This is a genomic window from Kribbella sp. NPDC004138 (assembly GCF_053603655.1).
Genome location: NZ_JBSGFZ010000024.1, coordinates 121,231 through 140,005 on the forward strand (window position 1 = coordinate 121,231; position 18,775 = coordinate 140,005).

Below are 18,775 nucleotides of genomic sequence, written 5' to 3' on the forward strand. Positions count from 1 at the left end.
GTGTGACATCGCCCCGGTGAACCCGGCACCCCCTACCCTGACTGCGCCGGGCTCATCGAGGAGAACAATGGCTATTGGTCTGATCCACCCCGACGATCCGTGTTTCTCCTGGACGGACTCGGTCGCCGAAGCCGTCAGTGAGACCACGAACCGCCCCATCCGCTGGCGCGGCATCGATATCGTGCAGAAGCCGACGGGATGGACGCCGCGCGACCCCAAGGACGACCTGCGGCAGCTGAGCATCCCGCTGTTCCTGCCCGAAGACCAGGCCGACTCGATCCGCGACGCACACGCCCGCAGCGCGGCAGGGCTTCCGGTGCGGGACCAGGCGAAGCTGGTGCAGGCGACTGCGTACATGACGGCCCAGGCGGCCGGACTGAGCAGCCCGGAGCCCGACCACATCGGCGGGATCTGGGAGGTCGAGGCCGCGCTCGACACCGGTCTGGCCGACGTCTGGACGCAGGAACGACTGGCCGAGATCTGGCCGAAGACCGAGTCCGCGAGGTTCCTCCCCGCCGACCAGGTGCCGGACCTCACCTTCCCCGGCCGGGATCCGGCGGCCGCGGCGGCGGCCCGGGCGCTGCTGACCGAAGTCGTCCGGCAGCAAGGCGGTACGCCGGCCGGCCCCGAGGACTTCGCCGCACTCTCCGACTGGATGCTGTCGGTGAAATCCGACCAGCGCTGGGAAGCAGTGATCTCGCTGCTTCCGGGCACCGACGAACTGTCCGAGGGCGAGCACTGGCGAGCGCTCGGCACTCTGCGGCGCGACTTCTCCGCGGCCGTCGAGCAGGGCAAGCCGGAGCTCGCGGCCGAGTCCGTCCGGACGGTCGCCGAGAAGGTGGATCCGCTGCTCAGGCGGCTCACTCAGGACCCGGCGATGACGCCGCTCACTCCGGGTCGTACGCCAGGTTCGGCCGCAGCCAGCGTTCCACCTCCGCGACCGGGAGCCCACGACGGACGGCGTAGTCCTCGATCTGATCGCGGCCGAGACGTCCGACGCTGAAGTACCGCGACGCCGGGTGCGCGAAGATCAGCCCGCTCACCGCGGCCGCCGGCGTCATCGCGAACGACTCGGTCAGCCCGAGCCCGATCTTGTCCGCGCCGAGCAGCTCGAACAGGTCCAGCTTCTCGGTGTGGTCCGGGCTGGCCGGGTAGCCGAGCGCCGGCCGGATACCGCGGAACCGCTCGGCGTGCAGGTCCTCCAGCACCGGCTCCGCGTCCGGCTCGAACCACGCCCGCCGCGCCTCCAGGTGGATCCACTCCGCGAACGCCTCGGCGAGCCGGTCGGCCAGCGCCTTCACCATGATCGCCCGGTAGTCGTCGTTACGGTCCTCGTACGACTTCGCCAGCGCCTCGGCGCCGTGGATCGCGACACCGAACCCGCCGAGGTGGTCCCCGGCCGGGGCGATGTAGTCCGCCAGGCAGCGGTTGGCCCGGCCGGCGGGCTTCGCGGTCTGCTGGCGCAGCATCGGGAGCGACCTGTCCAAACCGTCCAGGACGATGTCGTCGCCCTCGCTGTGCGCCGGCCAGAACCCGTACACGCCCTCGGCGGTGAACGACCCGTCGGCGATGATCTCGTCCAGCAGGGTGTTCGCGTCGTCGAACAGTTCCCGCGCGACCGGCTGCTCCAGGATCGCCGGGTACTTCCCCTTCAGCTCCCAGGCCAGGAACAGGAACTGCCAGTCGACCATCTCCCGCAGGGTCTCGATCGACGGCGACACGTGCCGCAGCCCGGTGAACGCCGGCACCGGCAGCTCGCCGTACTCGACCGGCTCCTTGTTCGCCCGCGCCTCGGCCAGCGTCAGCATCGGGGCGCGCTGCTTGTTCGCATGCTGCTCCCGCAGCCGCTCCTGGTCGATACTGTTGCTCTTGGCAAGCTCTACGGCGCGGTCGGCGTCGAGCAGGTCGGACACCACACCGACCACCCGCGACGCGTCCAGCACGTGCACCGTGGTGTTCTCGTACGCCGGGGCGATCCGGACCGCGGTGTGCTGCTTGGACGTGGTCGCGCCACCGATCAGCAGCGGCAGCTTCAGCCCGCGCCGCTGCATCTCGTCGGCCACCGACACCATCTCGTCGAGGGACGGCGTGATCAGCCCGGACAGGCCGACCGCGTCCGCGCCCTCGGCCACCGCGGTGTCCAGGATCCGTGCCGCCGGCACCATCACGCCGAGGTCGATCACCTCGTAGTTGTTGCAGCCGAGCACCACGCCGACGATGTTCTTGCCGATGTCGTGGACGTCGCCCTTCACGGTCGCGAGCACGACCTTGCCCTGGCCGCGGACCATCTCCGCGCGCCCCTCGCGGCGGGCCTGCTCCTTCTCCTCCTCCATGAAGGGCTCGAGGTAGGCCACCGAGCGCTTCATCACGCGCGCGCTCTTCACCACCTGCGGCAGGAACATCTTGCCCGCGCCGAACAGGTCGCCGACGATCTTCATCCCCGCCATCAGCGGACCCTCGATGACCTCCAGCGGCCGCGGCAGCTGCTGCCGCGCCTCCTCGGTGTCGTCCTCGATGTAGTCGACGATGCCGTGCACGAGCGCGTGCGACAGCCGCTCCTCGACCGAACCCTCCCGCCAGGTCAGGTCGATCTCGCGCTGCTTGCCCTTGCCCTTCACGTTCTCGGCGAAGGCGACCAGCCGGTCGGTGGCGTCGTCGCGGCGGTTGAAGATGACGTCCTCGACCAGCTCCAGCAGGTCCTTCGGGATGTCCTCGTAGACCGCGAGCTGGCCGGCGTTCACGATGCCCATGTCCAGGCCGACCTTGCCGGCGTGGTACAGGAACGCGGAGTGCATCGCCTCGCGGACGATGTCGTTGCCGCGGAACGCGAAGGACAGGTTCGAGATCCCGCCGCTGATGTGCACGCCCGGACAGCGCGCCTTGATCAGCGGCAGCGAGTCGATGAAGTTCTTCGCGTAGTCGTTGTGCTCGGCCATGCCGGTGGCGACGGCCAGCACGTTCGGGTCGAAGATGATGTCCTCGGCCGGGAAGCCGATCCCGGTCAGCAGGTCGTACGCCCGGCCGCAGATCTCCACCTTGCGCGCGACCGTGTCGGCCTGGCCCTGCTCGTCGAAGGCCATCACGACCGCGCCGGCGCCGTAGTCGCGGATCTGCCGGGCGTGCGCGAGGAACTCCTCCTCGCCCTCCTTCAGGCTGATCGAGTTCACCACGCCCTTGCCCTGCACGTGTTTCAGCCCGGTCTCCAGGACCGACCACTTCGAGCTGTCGATCATGATCGGGATCCGGGCCACCTCGGGCTCGGTCGCGATCAGGTTCAGGAACGTGGTCATCGCCTGCTCGCTGTCCAGCAGGTCGGCGTCCATGTTCACGTCCAGCAGGTTCGCGCCGCCGCGGACCTGCTCCAGCGCCACGTCGACCGCGGCCTGGTGGTCGTCGCCCTCGATCAGCCGGCGGAACTTCGCCGACCCGGTGACGTTGGTTCGCTCGCCGATCATCACGAACCCGGTGTCCGGCCCGATCCTGAACGGCTCGAGCCCGGAGAACCGGGTGGTGTGGTCGGTCCGTAGGACGTCGCGCGGCGCGAGGCCGCGCACCGACTCGGCGATCCGCTCGATGTGCGCGGGCGTCGTACCGCAGCAGCCGCCGACGATGTTGACCAGGCCGGACTCCGCGAACTCCTGCAGCAGCGCCGAGGTCTGGTCGGGCGTCTCGTCGTACCCGCCGAACGCGTTCGGGAGGCCGGCGTTCGGATGCGAGGCGACGTAGGTGCCGGCGAACCGCGCGAGGTCGGCGACATGCGGGCGCAGCTGCGCGGCGCCGAGCGAGCAGTTGACGCCGACGACCAGCGGGTCGGCGTGCTCGACCGAGCTCCAGAACGCCTCGACAGTCTGCCCGCTCAAGGTCCGGCCGCTCAGGTCGACGATCGTCACCGAGATCCACAACGGCAGCTGCGGCGCGACCTCGCGGGCCGCGGCGACGGCGGCCTTGGCGTTCAGCGTGTCGAAGATGGTCTCGATCAGCAGCAGGTCGACACCGCCCTCGGCGAGCGCCGCGATCTGCTCGGCGTACGCGTCCTTCACCTGCTGGAAGGACACCGCACGGTACGCCGGGTCCTCGACCCGCGGGCTCAGCGACAGCGTCACGTTCAGCGGGCCGATCGACCCGGCGACGAACTTGTTGCCGGCCTCGTCGGCGGCCTGGCGGGCCAGCCGCGCGCCGGCGACGTTCATCTCGCGGACGTACTCATGCAGGCCGTAGTCGGCCTGGCCGATGCTGGTCGCGGTGAACGTGTTCGTGGTGGTGATGTCGGCGCCGGCCGCCAGGTACTGCCGGTGGACGTCGAGGATCAGGTCCGGCCGCGTCAGGTTCAGCAGGTCCGGGTCACCGGTCACGTCGTGCGTGTGGTTGCCGAAGCGATCGCCCTGGAAGTCGGCGGTCTGCAGCTTGGCGCCCTGCAGCATCGTGCCCCAGGCGCCGTCGAGGACCGCAATCCGCTGATCCAGCAGCTCCCGCAGCGCGGTTTCACTCATCTGCCAACCCCTCCAGAAGAAGAACTCTCCGGAGGCGCCCTTGCAGTCGGTGCTCCAGGTCGAGCGTGGCGGACCTGGGTCCGTTGCAGCGCCTCTCGGCCTGGATGCTCCATGTTAGTGGCGTCACACCTGACGCCAAGTGCCCTGTCCACATTCTAGGACGGGTGTTCAATCAGTGGATCAGGCCCTGGATCGCCGGCGCGTAGAGGGCGACGACGGTTTCCAGGCCGGCGGCGGCGATCGGGCCGGTCTTGTCGATCGCGAGCGCGGCGCCGAGGCCGAGCAGGTGCGCGGTGATCAGGCCGGCCCGCAAGTCGGCGTCCGGGCCGGTCAGGCGGGCGGCGAAGGCCCGGGTCACCTGGTCGCGGAAGTGTTCACGGATCAGCGCGCGTTCGTCGCCCTTGCCGGCCGCGAACACGACGCGGACGAGCAGGTCCTGGTCGTTCTCGCGGCGGTACCCGACCAGAGTGCGGACGGCGTGCTCGCCGAGTCGCTCGTTCGGCGCGGCGAGCAGCAGCTGGGCCGCCTCGGTGAAGTCCGCGACCCGCTCGAAGAGCGCTTCCTTGCCGCCGAAGTGCTTGACGATCAGGGCCGCGCTGACGCCGGCTTCCGCGGCGACCCCGCGGAGCGTGACCGCGTCGTACGGCTCGCGCGCGAACGCCTTCCGCGCCGCACGGAGGATCGCGGTCCGCCCCGGATCGGTCACGGCGTCGTGACCTCGTACGCCGGCGCGGGACGCCGGACCGGGATCAGCAGCACCAGCCCGGCGGCGACCAGGGCCGCGACGCCCGCGATCACGAACACGATCAGGTACGCCGACAGCGCCGGCGCGACCCGGCCCGCGTTCGTGAGCGTGATGTTGGCGAGCACGGTCGCGACGATCGTGCTGCAGATCGCCTGCCCGATCGTGCGCATCAGCGTGTTGAGTCCGTTCGCGGCGGCCGTTTCGGTCACCGGCACAGCATGCATGATCAGCGCCGGAAGTGCCGAGTACGCCACGGCCGTTCCGGCGCTCACCACCGTCGCGCCGACGACGATCCCTGCGACGTTGCCGCTGGTGAACAGCCGCACGACGTACCCGGCCGCCATGATCACGGAAGCGATCGCCAACGTGAACCGCGGCCCGCGGGCCGCGGAGATCCGTGCGGACACCGGCGACAGCAGCACCATCGCGACACCGCCGGGCAGGAGGCACAGGCCACTGACCACGATGGATTCGCCCAGCCCGTACCCCGTCCAGGTCGGCTCCTGCACCAGCTGGGCCGTGGACAACGAGTTGGCGTAGAACGCGAAGCCGATCAGCAACGCGCCGAGGTTCGTGAACAGCACCTGGGGTCGCGCGGACACCCGGAGATCGACGAGTGGGCTGGTGGTCCGCAGCTCGTACCAGCCCCACAATGGGATCAGCAGCACCGCGGCGCCGTACAGACCGACGATCGTCGGCGTACTCCAAGTGCTGGTCTTCGACACCGCGAGCAGCAGGCAGACCAGGAACCCGCTCAGGCCGAGCGCGCCGATCACGTCGAAGCGGCCGCTGGTGCGAACGGCCGACTCCGGCACGATCAGCAGCACCAGCACGATGTCGAGCAGGCCGAGTCCGAGGTTGATCCAGAACATCGTGTGCCAGTTCGCGTACTCGACGACGAGCGTCGCGGCCGGGATGCCGAACGCGGCCCCGATGCCGAGGGTCGAGCTCATGATCGCGATCGACGAGATCACCCGGCGCGGCGGCAGCTCGTCGCGCAGGATGCTGATGCCGAGCGGTACGACCGCGACCGCGGCGCCCTGGAACGCGCGGCCGACGATCAGGACGCTGAGGTTCGAGCTGCTCGCGCAGAGCAGGGAGCCGACGACCATCGAGGACAGGGCGATCAGCAGCACGCGGCGTTTGCCGTACATGTCGCCGGCGCGGCCGAGCAGCGGCGTGAACACCGCGCCGGTGAGCAGCGTGACCGTGATCAGCCAGCTGACGTCGGACGCCGGGCTGTGGGTGATCGCGGGCAGTTCGGGGAGCAGGGGGACGACGATCGTCTGGCTGATCGAGACCAGGACGCCGCAGAACGCGAGCGCGGCGAGGATCAGGCGGGGGCGAGCGGGCACGGTCGGCGGAGTCCTCACGGTGGTGAACAGTTGTTTACTCGAGGCATCGTAAACGCTCGTTCACCCCATCCGGAAGTGGACCGGGAAACCGCTCACCGATTGGACCAGGGTGACCGGTGAACAGTTACCTACGGTGGTGCGCATGAGGATCTTCGTCGCCGGCGCGACCGGCGCAATCGGCCGCCGCCTCGTCCCGCTTCTGGTCGCCCACGGGCATCAGGTCACCGCGCTCAGCCGCCGGGCCTTGGCTGTCGACGGCGTGACGACCGTCGCCGGCGACGTGTACGACGCGGAGCGGCTGCGGGAGTTGGTCGTGGCGGCGCGGCCGGAGGTGGTGATGCACCAACTGACCGACCTCGGGTCGCGGGACTTCGCCGCGAACAGCCGGCTCCGCCGCGAGGGCACCCGCAACCTGGTCGACGCCGCGCTCGCTGCTGGCGTACTGCGGATCGTCGCGCAGAGCATCGCGTGGCCCTACGAGCCCGGTCCGACGCCCGCGACCGAGGCCACCCCGCTGGACCTGCACGCCACGGACCCCCAGCGCCGCACGACGGTCGAAGCCGTCGCCACCCTCGAGGCGATCACCGCCGAGGCACCCGAGTGGGTCGTCCTCCGCTACGGAATGCTCTATGGGCCCGGCACCTGGTACACCAAGGGCGGCCTGATGGCCGACCTGGCCGCGGCCGGCAAGGTCCCCGTCGGGCCCGACGTGACGAGCTTCCTCCACGTCGACGACGCCGCCGGCGCGGCTGTCGCCGCCCTGTCCTGGCCGTCCGGCCCCGTCAACGTCGTCGACGACGAGCCTGCTCCCGCCGATGCGTGGGCCCCGGCGTTCGCCGAATCGGCCGGCGCGCCCACCCCGTCGTACGCCGGTCCACGAACCCCGTGGGCCCGCGGCGCTTCCAACACTCACGCCCGCACCCTCGGCTGGACCCCCACCCACCCCACCTGGCGAGCCGGGTTCGTGTAACGGGTGCGAACGAGAGATCGGGCCCGGCGCTCCGAGGGGGAGAGAGCGCTCGGGCCCGATCTCGACGGTCCGCTGCAGCGAGGGGAGCGCTGGGGTCAGCGGACCGGGCCGGTGATGAGTTCGATGGTTGCCTTGTGGGTCTGGCCGGCCTGGTCGGTCCAGCCGACCTCGACCTTGTCGCCAGGGTGCTGCTGGTTGAGCAGCCCGGACAGCGCGTCCGGCGACTCGACGGTGTGCCCCGCGAACGAGGTGATCACGTCGCCCGCCTCGATCCCGGCCTCGTCCGCGTGGCCGTTCGCGACCACGTCGCCGACGACGGCGCCGGAGGTACCGGTGGTCGGCACGACCGAGATCCCGAGCATCGCCGAGTCACCGATGTGGACGTCGGCCGACGCCTTCCCGTTCTCGATCTGGTCGGCGATGTCGAGCGCCTGGTTGATCGGGATCGCATACCCCTCGGTCGTCGTCCCGCTGCCGTCGCCCTGCCCCGATCCGTTGCCCTGGCCCGATCCGTTGCCGGACCCGTCGCCCGAGCCGTCGCCCGGCCCGTTGCCGAAGCCGTTGCCGTTGCCGAAGCCGTTGCCGTTGCCGAAGCCGTTGCCGTTGCCGGTCCCGTCGCCGTTGCCGAACGGGAAGCCGTTGCCGTCGCCGGTGCCGCCGTCACCCCAGGCCGCTAGCGTCGCGGTGGCGCCCTGCGCGGTGGACGCCGCGGTCTGTCCCGGTCGGCCCTGCCCGCCGTTGTTGCCGCCGTTGCCGGCCACGTCCACGCCGACCACCTCGCCGTTCGCGTTCGCCAACGGCCCGCCGGAATCGCCGGCCTGGATGTTCGCGTCGGTCTGGATCAGGTTCGTCAGGTTCTCCGGGTCCTGCCCGTTCTCGTCGGTCGCGGTGATCGCCTGGTTGAGTCCGGTCACCTTCCCGGCCGCGTAACTCGGCGTCCCGCCGACGCCGCCCGCGTTGCCGACGCCGACCACCTGGTCGCCGAGCTTCACCTGGTCGGAGTTCCCGGTCTTCGCGGTCTGCAGGCCGGACGCGTCCTTCAGCTTCAGGACGGCGATGTCGTGCGCCTCGTCGTACCCGACGACGCTCGCGTTGTACGTCTTGCCGTTGCCGATGTCCGTCACAGTGATCGACGTCGCACCCTCGATCACGTGGTGGTTGGTGAGGACCTCACCGTCGGAGGTGAGCACGATGCCGGTACCGGCCGCCCGCGCGTTCTCGTAGCCGAGGACGGTGTTCACGTCGACCAGCCCCGGTGACACCTGAGCCGCCACGGCCGCCGCGTCGAACGCCTTCTGGGACAGCTGCGAGCTGTTCGTGCCGGCCCGCTGGTCGAGGCCCCAGGCAACCGAACCGGCGACGAGCACCGCGGCCAGCCCGAGCGCCCCGGCACCGAGCAGCCGCCGCCCGCGCTTCTTCGGCGCCGGAGGCTGCCCCCCGAACGGGTACTGCGGCGGCCCGTACTGGGGCCCGTACTGAGGCCCGTACTGGTACTGCGGTCCGTACGGCTGCCCCTGCTGCGGCACCTGCTGGTACTGCGGGTACTGCTGCCCGCCGTGCTGCGGCCCGTTGTACTCTCCCGGTCCAGCGCTCTCGTTCATCTGCTGTCGCCCTCCTCGGCCAGTTCCCTCTGCCTTCGAGTAGAGCTCGCCAGGCTGAGAACTCCATCGGGCCGGCCAATGAATCAGCTGAGAATCTGCTGCACCGCCGTCACCACCGCGCGCCGCCGCACGGCCGGGTCCGGCAGCTCGACGCCGAGCTCCGGATTCATCGACGACCAGCTCGTCGCGATCGCCTGGATCAGCGACAACAGACTGACCGGGGTGAACCGCTTCGGCACCGCCCGCCGGCGCATGCCGCGCTGCAGCTCGTCCAGCCGGCTCTGGTTGACCGCGACGATCGCCTCCAGCGGACGCCCGTCAGGCCGCTCGAGCCGGTACCAGACCGAGAGCCGCAACCGGTCCGGGTGCTCCTCGAAGTAGTCGAACACCCGCCCCGCGTACGCCGGCAGGTCGTCGACGTCGAACCCGACCTCGTCCAGGTACTTCTCCAGCGACGCGCTGAACACCGCGTCGAACAGGTCGTCCTTGTTCCCGAAGTACGCATAGAGCATCGCCTTGTTGCAGCCGGCCACCTCGGCGATCCGGCTCACCCGGGCGCCGGCGATCCCGCGCGCCGCGAACTCCTCGGTGGCGGCCTCCAGGATGCGGGCCCGGGTCCGGTCTGCGTTCCGTTGCTGCATACCGCGAGCTTACCAACCAACTGGTTAGTTGATTTCCAACCAACCGGTTGGTTAGATAGAGGTCATCCAACCGAACGGTTAGTTAGGAACGGAACATGAGCAAGATCTGGCTGGTCACCGGCAGCTCGCGCGGCCTGGGTCGCGCGCTGACCGAGGCGGTGCTCGCGGCCGGCGACCGCGTCGTCGGCACCGCGCGCAAACCCGAGCAACTCGACGACCTGGCCGCGAGATACGGCGACCAGCTCCGGGCGGTCGCCCTGGACGTCACGGACGCCGGCGCCGCCCGGGCCGCTGTCCGGACGGCGGTCGAGGTGTTCGGCGGGCTGGACGTGGTGGCGAACAACGCCGGCTATGCGAACAGCGCGTCGATCGAGGAGATGGCCGACGACGACTTCCGCGCGCAGGTCGAGACGAACCTGTTCGGCGTCGTGAACGTGACGAAGGCCGCGCTGCCGGTGTTCCGCGAGCAGCGCAGCGGGCACTTCCTGCAGTTCTCGTCGATCGGCGGCCGCGCCGGCGGGACACCGGGGATGGGCGCGTACCAGACCGCGAAGTTCGCCGTCGAAGGCTTCTCCGAGGTGCTGCACAACGAGGTGCGCCCGTTCGGCGTGAAAGTAACGATCGTCGAGCCGGGCGGTTTCCGGACCGACTGGGGCGGGTCGTCGATGGAGCTCGCCGACGTCCACCCCGACTACGAGACCACCGTCGGGGAGATGCACCGGCGCCGGATAGAGATGGACGGCAAGCAGCCGGGCGACCCCGCGAAGGCGGCCCAGGCGATCCTCCAGGTCGTGGGGCTCGACAACCCGCCGCTGCGGCTCCTGCTCGGCACCGACGCCCTCACGCTCGCGGACAGCACGTCGCGTTCCCGCGCCGACGAGGCCGCCACCTGGGCCCACCTCAGCACGTCGACCGACTTCAGCTGACGCATCTGCTGGGTGGGCGTCCGCGGGTCAGCCGCGGAGGTCGTGGAAGAAGGCGCGGACGTCCGCGACCAGCTCCTCCGGGACCTCGAGCGCTGCGAAGTGGCCGCCGTGGTCGAGGTCCGTCCAGCGGGTGACGTTGTTCGACGTCTCGCAGTACCGACGGATCGCGACGTCGTGGGCGGTTGCCAGGACAGCGGTCGGTACGCCGGAGTTCGGGCGCGGCGCCCAGGAACGCGGCTGGGCGTAGCCGATGTACGCCGCCGAGCCTCCGGTGCCGGTCAGCCAGTACATCATCACGTTGGTCAGCAGCCGGTCCTTGCTGATGATCTTCTCCGGCAGGGTCTCGGCCGGATACGTCCAGGCCTTGAACTTGTCCATGATCCAGGCGAGCTGCGCCACCGGTGAGTCGACCAGCCCGTACGCCAACGTCTGCGGCCGCGTCGACTGGATCGAGATGTAGCCGAACTCGTCCTTCATGAACTGGCCGATCCGCGCCATCTTGTCCTGCTCCAGCGGAGTCAGCGTCTGCAGCTCCTCCTCGGACATCTGCAGCGGCGGCAGGTTCGTCCCGCCGTTGGTGTGGACGCCGACGACGTGCGACGGCGCCGCCCGCCCGACCTCCGGCGACACCGAGCCGCCCAGGTCGCCGCCCTGGACGCCGTACCGCTCGTAGCCGAGCTCCGCCATCAGCGCCGCCCAGACGCGCCCGATCCGCGGGAACGTCCAGTCGCCGTCCGCCGTCGGCCCGGAGAAGCCGAACCCGGGCAGCGACGGGATCACCACATGGAACGCGTCCGACGCCTGGCCGCCGAACGAGACCGGGTCGGTGAGCGGCCCGATCAGGTCGAGGAACTCGACGATCGACCCGGGCCATCCGTGCGTGAGCACCAGCGGCAGCGCGTCGGGCTCCGCGGACCGGACGTGGATGAAGTGGATCCGCTGGCCCTCGATCTCGGCGGTGAACTGCGGATACGAGTTCAGCTCCTTCTCGGCGGCGCGCCAGTCGTACGACGTACGCCAGTAGTCGACCAGCGACGTGAGCCAGGAGACCGGGACGCCGGTGTCCCAGTCGTCGCCGGGCAACGGAGCGGGGAGGCGGACGCTCGCCAGCTTGGCGGCGAGGTCGTCGAGGGTGCTCTGCGGGATGTCGATGCTGAACGGCTTGATCATGTCTCTACTCTGACAGTCGGTTAGGACAGCTTCAGTCCTAACTGGCTGGCAGACTGACAACATGATCGAGACGTCCGCACGACTGCTCAAACTGCTGAGCCTCCTGCAGCAACCCAAGGAGTGGAGCGGCACCGCCTTGGCCGGCGAGCTCGGCGTCGGAGTCCGGACGGTACGGCGCGACGTCGACAAGCTGCGCAACCTGGGCTACCCCGTCGACGCCGTCCCCGGGGTGGCCGGCTACCGCCTCGGCGCGGGCGCCGCACTCCCCCCGCTGCTGCTCGACGACGAGGAGGCCGTCGCGGTAGCAGTCGGGCTGCGCGCGGCCGCCCAAGGAACCGTGGCCGGCACCGAAGAGGCATCGGTGCGCGCGCTGACGAAGCTGGAGCAGGTGCTGCCGTCGCGCCTGCGCTATCGCATCGAGCTGCTCCAGCAGATCACGGTCACACCCGCGAGCGGCCCGTCTGTGCAACCCGACGTGCTGCTGGCCGTGGCCGCCGCCAGTCGCGACCATCAGCGGCTGCGGTTCGACTATCGCAACCACGACGGTACGGCGACCACGCGGACGACGGAACCGCACCGTCTCGTGCACACCGGGCGCCGGTGGTACCTCGTCGCGTGGGATGTCGACCGCGACGACTGGCGCACGTTCCGCGTCGACCGAATCGCGCCGCGGATCCCGACCGGCCCGCGCTTCACCCCGCGCGAGGTGCCGGAGCTGGCGACCACCAACCAAGGGGTCGCGTACGGCGGCTACCGCTACCGGGCGCGCATCCTGGTGCACGCGCCCGCCGCGGAGGTGGCCGACCGCTACGGGCCGAACGTCGCGTCGGTGACGCCGATCGACGCGGCGACGACGCTGGTGGAGACCGGCGCGAACTCGCTCGACCAGGTCGCGCTGTACCTCGGCATCCTCGGCCTGCCCTTCGAGGTCCAGGACCCGCCGGAGCTGGTCGACGCGATCCGCGAACTCACGACGCGCCTGTCAGCATCGATCGCGGGAGCCTGACCGGTACCGTTCAGACATGCAGGATCGGTACGTCGAGACCGTGCTGGGCCGGATCCGGGTGCGCGTCGACGGGTCGGGGCCCGCGATGCTGTTCTGGCCGAGCCTGTTGATGGACGGCACCCTGTGGTCCGCGCAGGCCGCGCATTTCGCGGACCGGTTCCGGGTGATCCTGGTCGATCCGCCCGGGCACGGCGGCAGTGCGCCACTCACCGGACCGTTCACGTTCGAGCAGTGCGCCGACGTGATCCTGGCGATCGTCGACGACCTCGGCGTCGACCGGATCCACCTGATCGGCAACAGCTGGGGCGGGATGATCGGCGGCACCTTCGCGGCCCGGTATCCGGACCGGCTCGGCATCGCGGTCCTGATGAACGCCACCGCCTCCCCCGCCGGACGGCGGCAACGGTTCGAGTACGGCGTGCTGGTCGGCGCGGCGCGGCTGCTCGGCGGGATCCGCGGACCGCTCACCGGGCAGGTGCGCGACGCCTTCCTCGGCCCGACCGCGAAACGCGAGAAGCCCGAGGTCGTTGCCAGGGTCAACGAGCTGGCGCGCACGGTAGACATCACGTCCGGGCGGCACGCCGTCACCAGCGTGGTCCCGCACCGGCCTGATCAGCGCGCCCTGTTCGGCAGCATCCGGACGCCGGTCCTCGTGGTCGCGGGCGCGGAGGACCCCACCTTCGGGGTCGCGGAGACCGAGGAGATGGCGGACTCGATCCCGGGCGCGCGGTTCGTCGTCCTCGAGCAGTCCGCCCACCTCGCGGCGCTCGAGTCGCCGCAGGAGGTCAACGCCCTGATCGACGACTTCCTCGCCGATCAGGGCGATGCCGAGGATTAGCTGACGACGGCTCCGGTCTTCGGGTCGAGGATCAGCTTCGCGGGGTTTGGGTGCGCCCGCCAGCTGAACATGCTGTTCAGGCTGCCGGCGCGCTCGTCGAACGAATGGTCGCCGATCCGGCCGGTCCGCCAGTTGTCCTCGATGAACTTCAGGATCGAGGTCTGGTCGGTCGGCGTGTGGTCGACGTGGTTGGTCTTCGCGTACGGCGAGACGACGAGCAGCGGCAGCCGCGGACCGTACGCGCAGCGGTCGGCGTACCCGCCGGACACCGGCCTCGTGCCGCACAGCGCACTCTGGTCGAGCGCGGCGTCCTTCGAGCCGTTCACGCTCGGCGGCGTGACGTGGTCGTACCAGCCGTCGGAGTCGTCGTACGCGATGACGACCGCGGTCGACGACCAGTCCTTCGACTTCTGCAGCGCGTTGAGCTCGCGGACGACGAACGCCTGCTCGTCCAGCGGGTCGGAGTAGCCGGCGTGGCCGTCCTGGTACTCGCCGGCCTTCAGGAAGCTGACCGCCGGCAGGTTGTTCGCCGCCAGCGCGGCGTCGAAGTCCGACGTGTCGTACTGGTGGTTGGCCTGGTCGGTGTGCCCGATCGCGGCGACCGACGACGGCGGCAGGTGCTTCGGGTTCGCCGTCGACTTGTAGTACTCGAACGGCTGGTGGTGCGGGCTGTAGTCCGTCGACGCGTTGCCGCCGACGTTGGTGTGCTGTGCGCCGCAGACTGCCTTGCCGTTGGCGGATCCGGTCGGCTTGAAGCCGCCCTGGAACCAGCCCCACGTGACGTGCTTCTGGTTGAGCAGGTCACCGATGTTCTGTCCGTGCATCACGGCCAGGTTGTTCGCCGACTTGCCGTTGTTGTTCGAGCAGTCGTCGTAGAACGGGTCGGGGTCGTTGGTGACGGTGCCGATCCCGTGCGCGTCCGGCGACTGGACGGCGTACGCGTCGGTCGTCGGCTGCCCCGTCTTCGGGTCGTACGCCTGCGCGCCGTGGGTCTGCCCGGAGATCAGGTTCAGCGCGCCCGGCGTGGACGGGCCGTACACGGTGCCGAACGAGTTGTCGCTCATCGAGAAGTGCTGCGCGTAGTTCCACAGCGCCGTGACGGTGTTGCCGTCGTAGTAGTCCATCACCAGACCCGGCTCGCCGAACAGGACGGGCTGGCCGGTGCACTTGCCGGTCTCGGTGTTCTCGACGAACTTGTCGTCCTTGCCGCCGTTGACGGCTTTCTGCTCCGGCCCGTAGCCGTGGTTCTGGTCGCAGGTCAGCGCCTGCGCCGGCGACAGCCGCTTCGGGTCGTACAGGTTGGGGTTGTCGGTCAGCAACTTCCCGGACAGGCCGTTCACCGTCGGCGTGTGCCGGGCCGCCGTGAACGGCGTACCGTCGGTGTTGGCGGCCTTGGGGTAGGTGCCGAAGTAGTGGTCGAACGACACGTTCTCGCCGAAGATCACCACCAGATGCTGGATCGGGGTGGTGGGGCGGACCACCTGATGCCAGTCGGCGGGGTTCGCCACCGGGTACGTCGCGGCGGCGTTGGTCACCTGCTGAGTGGCGCCGGGGGCGCTACAGGCGGCCAGCAACAAGCCCGTCGCAGCCGCAACGGCTGTGGCGGCGACAGGGAGTCTTGCGCGCATGCCTCTCTCCTTCTGGATCACTCATCCGAGCAACGACCGCCCGAAGTGGTCGTCGCCGTCCCGAACACCGGGAAGCACAAAGAAGTAGCCGCCGCCGACCGGCCGGATGTAGTCGACGAGGGGCTCGTCGGCCAGCCTGGTCTGCACGGCCTCGAACTGCCGGGCGATGTCCTGCTGGTAGGCGCAGAACAGCAGCCCCATGTCCAAGTCACCGACGGCGTCGGTGCCCTTGTCGTAGTTGTAGCCGCGGCGCAGGAACTGGCTGGCCGCGGTCTCCGCGGTCCGCGGGTTGGCCCTGCGGATGTGGCTGGTCAGCGGGATCGCCGTACCGGTCGGGTCGGCCGCATAGTCCGGGCGATCGGTCTCGCTGTTGCCGTCCAACGGCGCTCCGGAGTCGCGGCGGCGGCCGAACATGTCCTCCTGCTCGCCGACCGACACCCGGTCCCAGAATTCGACCAGCATCCGGATCTGGCGCAGCACCTGGTAGCTGCCGCCCTCGGTCCACGCCGGCTCACCGTTCCCTGTGCCGACCCAGACGAGCTTGTCGTGGTCGGCCGGCGCCGGCTGGACGATGCCGTCCTTGAACCCCATCAGGTTGCGCGACGTACCGGCCGGCCGCGGCAGGCTCCGGAAGCCGTCGACCCGCCAGCGCAGCTGCATCGCGCCGCGCGTGTGCCGCGCAACGTCCCGCAGCGCGTGCAGCACGGTGTCGGTCTCCGACCCGCACAACTGCAGGCTCAGGTCCCCGTGGCACAGGCTCTCGTCCAGGCTGTCGTCGGGGAACTCCTTCATCGCCGTCAGCTTCGCCGGCTTGCGATCCTCCAGGCCGTACCGCTCGTCGAACAGCGAGGCTCCGACGCCGACGGTGACGGTCAGGTCGTCGCCGGGCATGTCCGGACCGAGTACGCCGGAGTCGGCCGGCGGGGCGGTGATGCCGAGCGGCGCCGGTGCGCCACCCGCCGTGAGCAGTCGCGCCCGGTCCGTCAGCGTCCTGAACAGGTCGGTCAGCTCATGCTTGCCTACAGCAATCACATCGAACGACGCGAAGATCGCCTGCTTCTGCTGGGCGGTCGTGACACCGGCCTGGTGGACGCCATGGAACGGCACCGCGGTCGGCGTCGCCGAGTCGGCAGACGCCGGCAGCCCGGCGACCACCGCCGCACCGGTGCCGGCGAGGGCGCCACGGAGGAAGGACCGACGCCCGACGCCCGTCATGACGCCCTCCGGACTTCGCAGATGGTGGCGACGGGTGCCAGCTTTTCCAGCAGCTCGCCGACGGCACCGTCGAGCTGTTCCCGAGTCGTCCGGTCCAGCCGTTCGACCGGGGTGCCCTGATGCGCCGTCAGCAGCGCGCGCACTCGGTCTTCCCACTTCTGCACCTCAGGCAGATCGGCATAGCGGGGCTTCAGCACCGGGTTGAGGACGGCGAGCACGTTCGCCGTGCCGTTCAGGTTCGCCAGCGCGGTGTTCAGCGACGTACCGCTGCCCTGGTCGTTCTCGCCGGTCAGCTCGAACTGGAGCGCATTCTCCATGATCTCGTGCGCGCGCAGCCCGAGGTCGTTCGGATCCACCTGCTCGTCAGGCAGATCCTTCTGCAAACCGTGGACATCTGCCGCCAACTGATCCGCGACAGGCCTCAGCCCGGCGGCCGAAGCCTGGTGCCACAGGCCCTTCTCCAGCCGATGGAAGCCCGAGCCGGACCCGTCGATCTTGCCCGCGAAGTCTCCGAACGCATCGTAGGCCGCACCAAGGGAGTTGTACGCCAGATGCGCCGGCAGCCAGTCGGCGCGAGCAGCCGCCAGGTCACCGGCGTCCACGTCAGTACGCAGCTTGTCCGTCTTCACGACCAGGTCTGCGACACCGCGAGCGACACCGGCCTGGTACTTCTTCACCAGCGGCAGCAGGTCGTTCTTCGTGACAGGTACGACGGCCGGGCCGCCCGCCGCGTCGCCGGTCAGCGTGACCGTCGGGCCGGTGATCACGTCGGTGTCCTCGATCAGGCAGCGGATCGCGTACCGCCCGGCGCCGAGCTGCACGTCCATCGACGCGCTCGTGTTCGGGCCCAGTCCCTCCACCTCGCCGTACACCTTCGAGCTGTCGATCTCGACCACGTCCACCTCGGCGGCCGCGTCGCCGGTGTTGTGCACGACGAGTGTCTGCCGTCCGGCCTTCACGCCGGTCCAGCCCTGTCCGCACTGACTGCGCGACACCGTGATCCCGGTCGAGGCGGTACTCGCGTCGGCGGAGCTCTTCCACGGTCGCCACACCGTCACCGCGAGAAGGGTGCCCAGGACAACCACTGCGACAGCCGCCGGCACGGGACGTGGACTGCGCACGACGGAGGGCTCCTGGGGATCGGCGATTTATATTCGCCGGTAATGCTAATTCCGTAATCGCCGGCCGAAGCCTTTGTTTGCCCAGGCGTCACGCACTGTTCGTCAACGACGGGCCGGAACTGAGAGCCGGCTGAGATCGGAAGCCACTACGATCTCCCCCGCGAACTCGGCGGCGGCCTCCTCGTGGAAACGCTCGGGCTCCAGATACCGCTGGGAGAAGTGCGTCAGCACCAGCTTCCGGACACCGCACTCGGCCGCGACCCGGGCGGCCTGCCGGGCGGTGAGATGCCCGAAACGCCGCGCGAGCTCGGCTTCGGACGACAGGTACGTCGACTCGATCACGAGCAGATCGGCGCCGTCGGCCAGCCGCAGCACGTTCTCGCACAGCCGCGTGTCCATGACGAACGCGAACCGTTGGCCGGGCCGCGGTTCGCTGACGTCCTCCACCCTGACCGTACGGCCGTTCACCTCCAACGACCCGGCCCGTTGCAGACGACCGACGGCCGGTCCGGTGACGCCGTACGCCGCGAGCTTGTCCGGCAGCATCCGGCGGCCGTCCGGCTCGATCAACTGGTACCCGAAGGACTCGATCGGGTGCTCCAGCCGGCGCGCCCACAACTGCCCGAAGGAGCCGACGGACAACAACCCGTCCTCTTCGACCGGCTCCTCGAGCAACTCGGCCCGCTCGTAGAACGACGCGGCGTACCGCAACCGCGTGAAGTACGTCTGCCCCGACGCGGGATAGTGCGCCCGCACCGGATGCGGTACGTCGTCCAGCGACAGCCGCTGCACCACGCCCGGCACCCCGAGGCAGTGATCGCCGTGGAAGTGCGTCACGCACAACCGGGTGATCGCGCCGGCCGCGATCCCGGCGAAGATCATTTGCCGCTGCGTCCCCTCGCCGGGATCGAACAGGAAGCCCTCGTCGTCCCAGCGCAGGAAGTACCCGTTCTGCGTCCGTTCGCGGGACGGCACCTGGCTGCCGGTCCCGAGCACGACGAACTCACGCAAGCGCAGCCACCGACGTCGGCGCGCGGCGCTCGGCCCGGTCGGCAACCCCTGCGGGAGC

Annotated in this window: 15 protein-coding genes and 1 riboswitch; of the genes, 5 read left to right on the forward strand and 10 right to left on the reverse strand. The window is 70.0% G+C overall.

Translation table 11 applies throughout. The annotated features are described in order from the left end of the window. The first annotated feature begins 67 nt into the window (after positions 1 to 67). Positions 68 to 1,003, forward strand: coding sequence for a hypothetical protein (locus tag ACWEOO_RS30640; RefSeq protein WP_452146002.1), 936 nt, complete (start codon positions 68 to 70; stop codon positions 1,001 to 1,003). Here ACWEOO_RS30640 and metH read toward each other — a convergent pair. From metH to ACWEOO_RS30655, 3 genes are all read right to left on the reverse strand, one after another. Then, entirely contained in the window at positions 888 to 4,490 is a 3,603-nt protein-coding gene (gene metH, locus ACWEOO_RS30645; RefSeq protein ID WP_452146003.1) for a methionine synthase, read from the reverse strand. The two genes, ACWEOO_RS30640 and metH, sit on opposite strands and share 116 nt — an antisense overlap. 25 nt (positions 4,491 to 4,515) lie before the next feature. After that, positions 4,516 to 4,593: riboswitch (S-adenosyl-L-homocysteine riboswitch) on the reverse strand. A gap of 69 nt (positions 4,594 to 4,662) precedes the next feature. Beyond that, entirely contained in the window at positions 4,663 to 5,196 is a 534-nt protein-coding gene (locus ACWEOO_RS30650; protein ID WP_452146004.1) for a TetR/AcrR family transcriptional regulator, read from the reverse strand. Next, on the reverse strand, positions 5,193 to 6,590 hold the full coding sequence (locus ACWEOO_RS30655) for an MFS transporter (RefSeq protein WP_452146005.1): 1,398 nt from the start codon (positions 6,588 to 6,590) through the stop codon (positions 5,193 to 5,195). Before ACWEOO_RS30655 ends, ACWEOO_RS30650 begins: the two co-directional genes overlap by 4 nt. Positions 6,591 to 6,732: 142 nt before the next feature. Here ACWEOO_RS30655 and ACWEOO_RS30660 point away from each other — a divergent pair, with 142 nt between their 5' ends. After that, positions 6,733 to 7,560, forward strand: a complete 828-nt coding sequence (locus ACWEOO_RS30660; RefSeq protein ID WP_452146006.1) for an NAD-dependent epimerase/dehydratase family protein — start codon at positions 6,733 to 6,735, stop codon at positions 7,558 to 7,560. Between the two features lie 95 nt (positions 7,561 to 7,655). On the opposite strand, the gene ACWEOO_RS30665 is transcribed toward ACWEOO_RS30660, so the two are convergent. Then, positions 7,656 to 9,161, reverse strand: a complete 1,506-nt coding sequence (locus ACWEOO_RS30665; RefSeq protein WP_452146007.1) for a S1C family serine protease — start codon at positions 9,159 to 9,161, stop codon at positions 7,656 to 7,658. A gap of 83 nt (positions 9,162 to 9,244) precedes the next feature. Further along, positions 9,245 to 9,802 (reverse strand): TetR family transcriptional regulator, encoded by a 558-nt coding sequence (locus ACWEOO_RS30670; RefSeq protein ID WP_359927083.1) that lies wholly within the window; start codon positions 9,800 to 9,802, stop codon positions 9,245 to 9,247. Positions 9,803 to 9,897: 95 nt separating this feature from the next. Between ACWEOO_RS30670 and ACWEOO_RS30675 the strand changes: the two genes are divergently transcribed. Beyond that, the gene (locus tag ACWEOO_RS30675) at positions 9,898 to 10,728 is read left to right on the forward strand and encodes an oxidoreductase (RefSeq protein WP_452146008.1); all 831 of its coding nucleotides are present in this window, start codon (positions 9,898 to 9,900) and stop codon (positions 10,726 to 10,728) included. Positions 10,729 to 10,755: 27 nt separating this feature from the next. Here the strand turns inward: ACWEOO_RS30675 and ACWEOO_RS30680 are convergent, their stop codons facing one another. Beyond that, a complete protein-coding gene (locus ACWEOO_RS30680) occupies positions 10,756 to 11,898 on the reverse strand; it encodes an epoxide hydrolase family protein (RefSeq protein WP_452146009.1) in 1,143 nt (380 codons plus the stop codon). 61 nt (positions 11,899 to 11,959) lie between these two features. Between ACWEOO_RS30680 and ACWEOO_RS30685 the strand changes: the two genes are divergently transcribed. Next, positions 11,960 to 12,904 carry a helix-turn-helix transcriptional regulator gene (locus tag ACWEOO_RS30685; RefSeq protein ID WP_452146010.1) on the forward strand — a complete coding sequence of 315 codons (945 nt, stop codon included), beginning with the start codon at positions 11,960 to 11,962 and terminating at the stop codon, positions 12,902 to 12,904. Between the two features lie 16 nt (positions 12,905 to 12,920). Beyond that, entirely contained in the window at positions 12,921 to 13,742 is an 822-nt protein-coding gene (locus ACWEOO_RS30690) for an alpha/beta fold hydrolase (protein ID WP_452146011.1), read from the forward strand. On the opposite strand, the gene ACWEOO_RS30695 is transcribed toward ACWEOO_RS30690, so the two are convergent. From ACWEOO_RS30695 to ACWEOO_RS30710, 4 genes are all read right to left on the reverse strand, one after another. Then, positions 13,739 to 15,370, reverse strand: a complete 1,632-nt coding sequence (locus ACWEOO_RS30695; protein ID WP_452146012.1) for a phospholipase C — start codon at positions 15,368 to 15,370, stop codon at positions 13,739 to 13,741. The two genes, ACWEOO_RS30690 and ACWEOO_RS30695, sit on opposite strands and share 4 nt — an antisense overlap. 21 nt (positions 15,371 to 15,391) lie before the next feature. Beyond that, on the reverse strand, positions 15,392 to 16,585 hold the full coding sequence (gene efeB, locus ACWEOO_RS30700) for an iron uptake transporter deferrochelatase/peroxidase subunit (RefSeq protein WP_452146013.1): 1,194 nt from the start codon (positions 16,583 to 16,585) through the stop codon (positions 15,392 to 15,394). Continuing rightward, on the reverse strand, positions 16,582 to 17,643 hold the full coding sequence (locus ACWEOO_RS30705; RefSeq protein WP_452146014.1) for an EfeM/EfeO family lipoprotein: 1,062 nt from the start codon (positions 17,641 to 17,643) through the stop codon (positions 16,582 to 16,584). Before ACWEOO_RS30705 ends, efeB begins: the two co-directional genes overlap by 4 nt. 165 nt (positions 17,644 to 17,808) lie before the next feature. Next, positions 17,809 to 18,717, reverse strand: coding sequence for a ribonuclease Z (locus ACWEOO_RS30710; protein WP_359927105.1), 909 nt, complete (start codon positions 18,715 to 18,717; stop codon positions 17,809 to 17,811). Positions 18,718 to 18,775 lie beyond the last annotated feature (58 nt).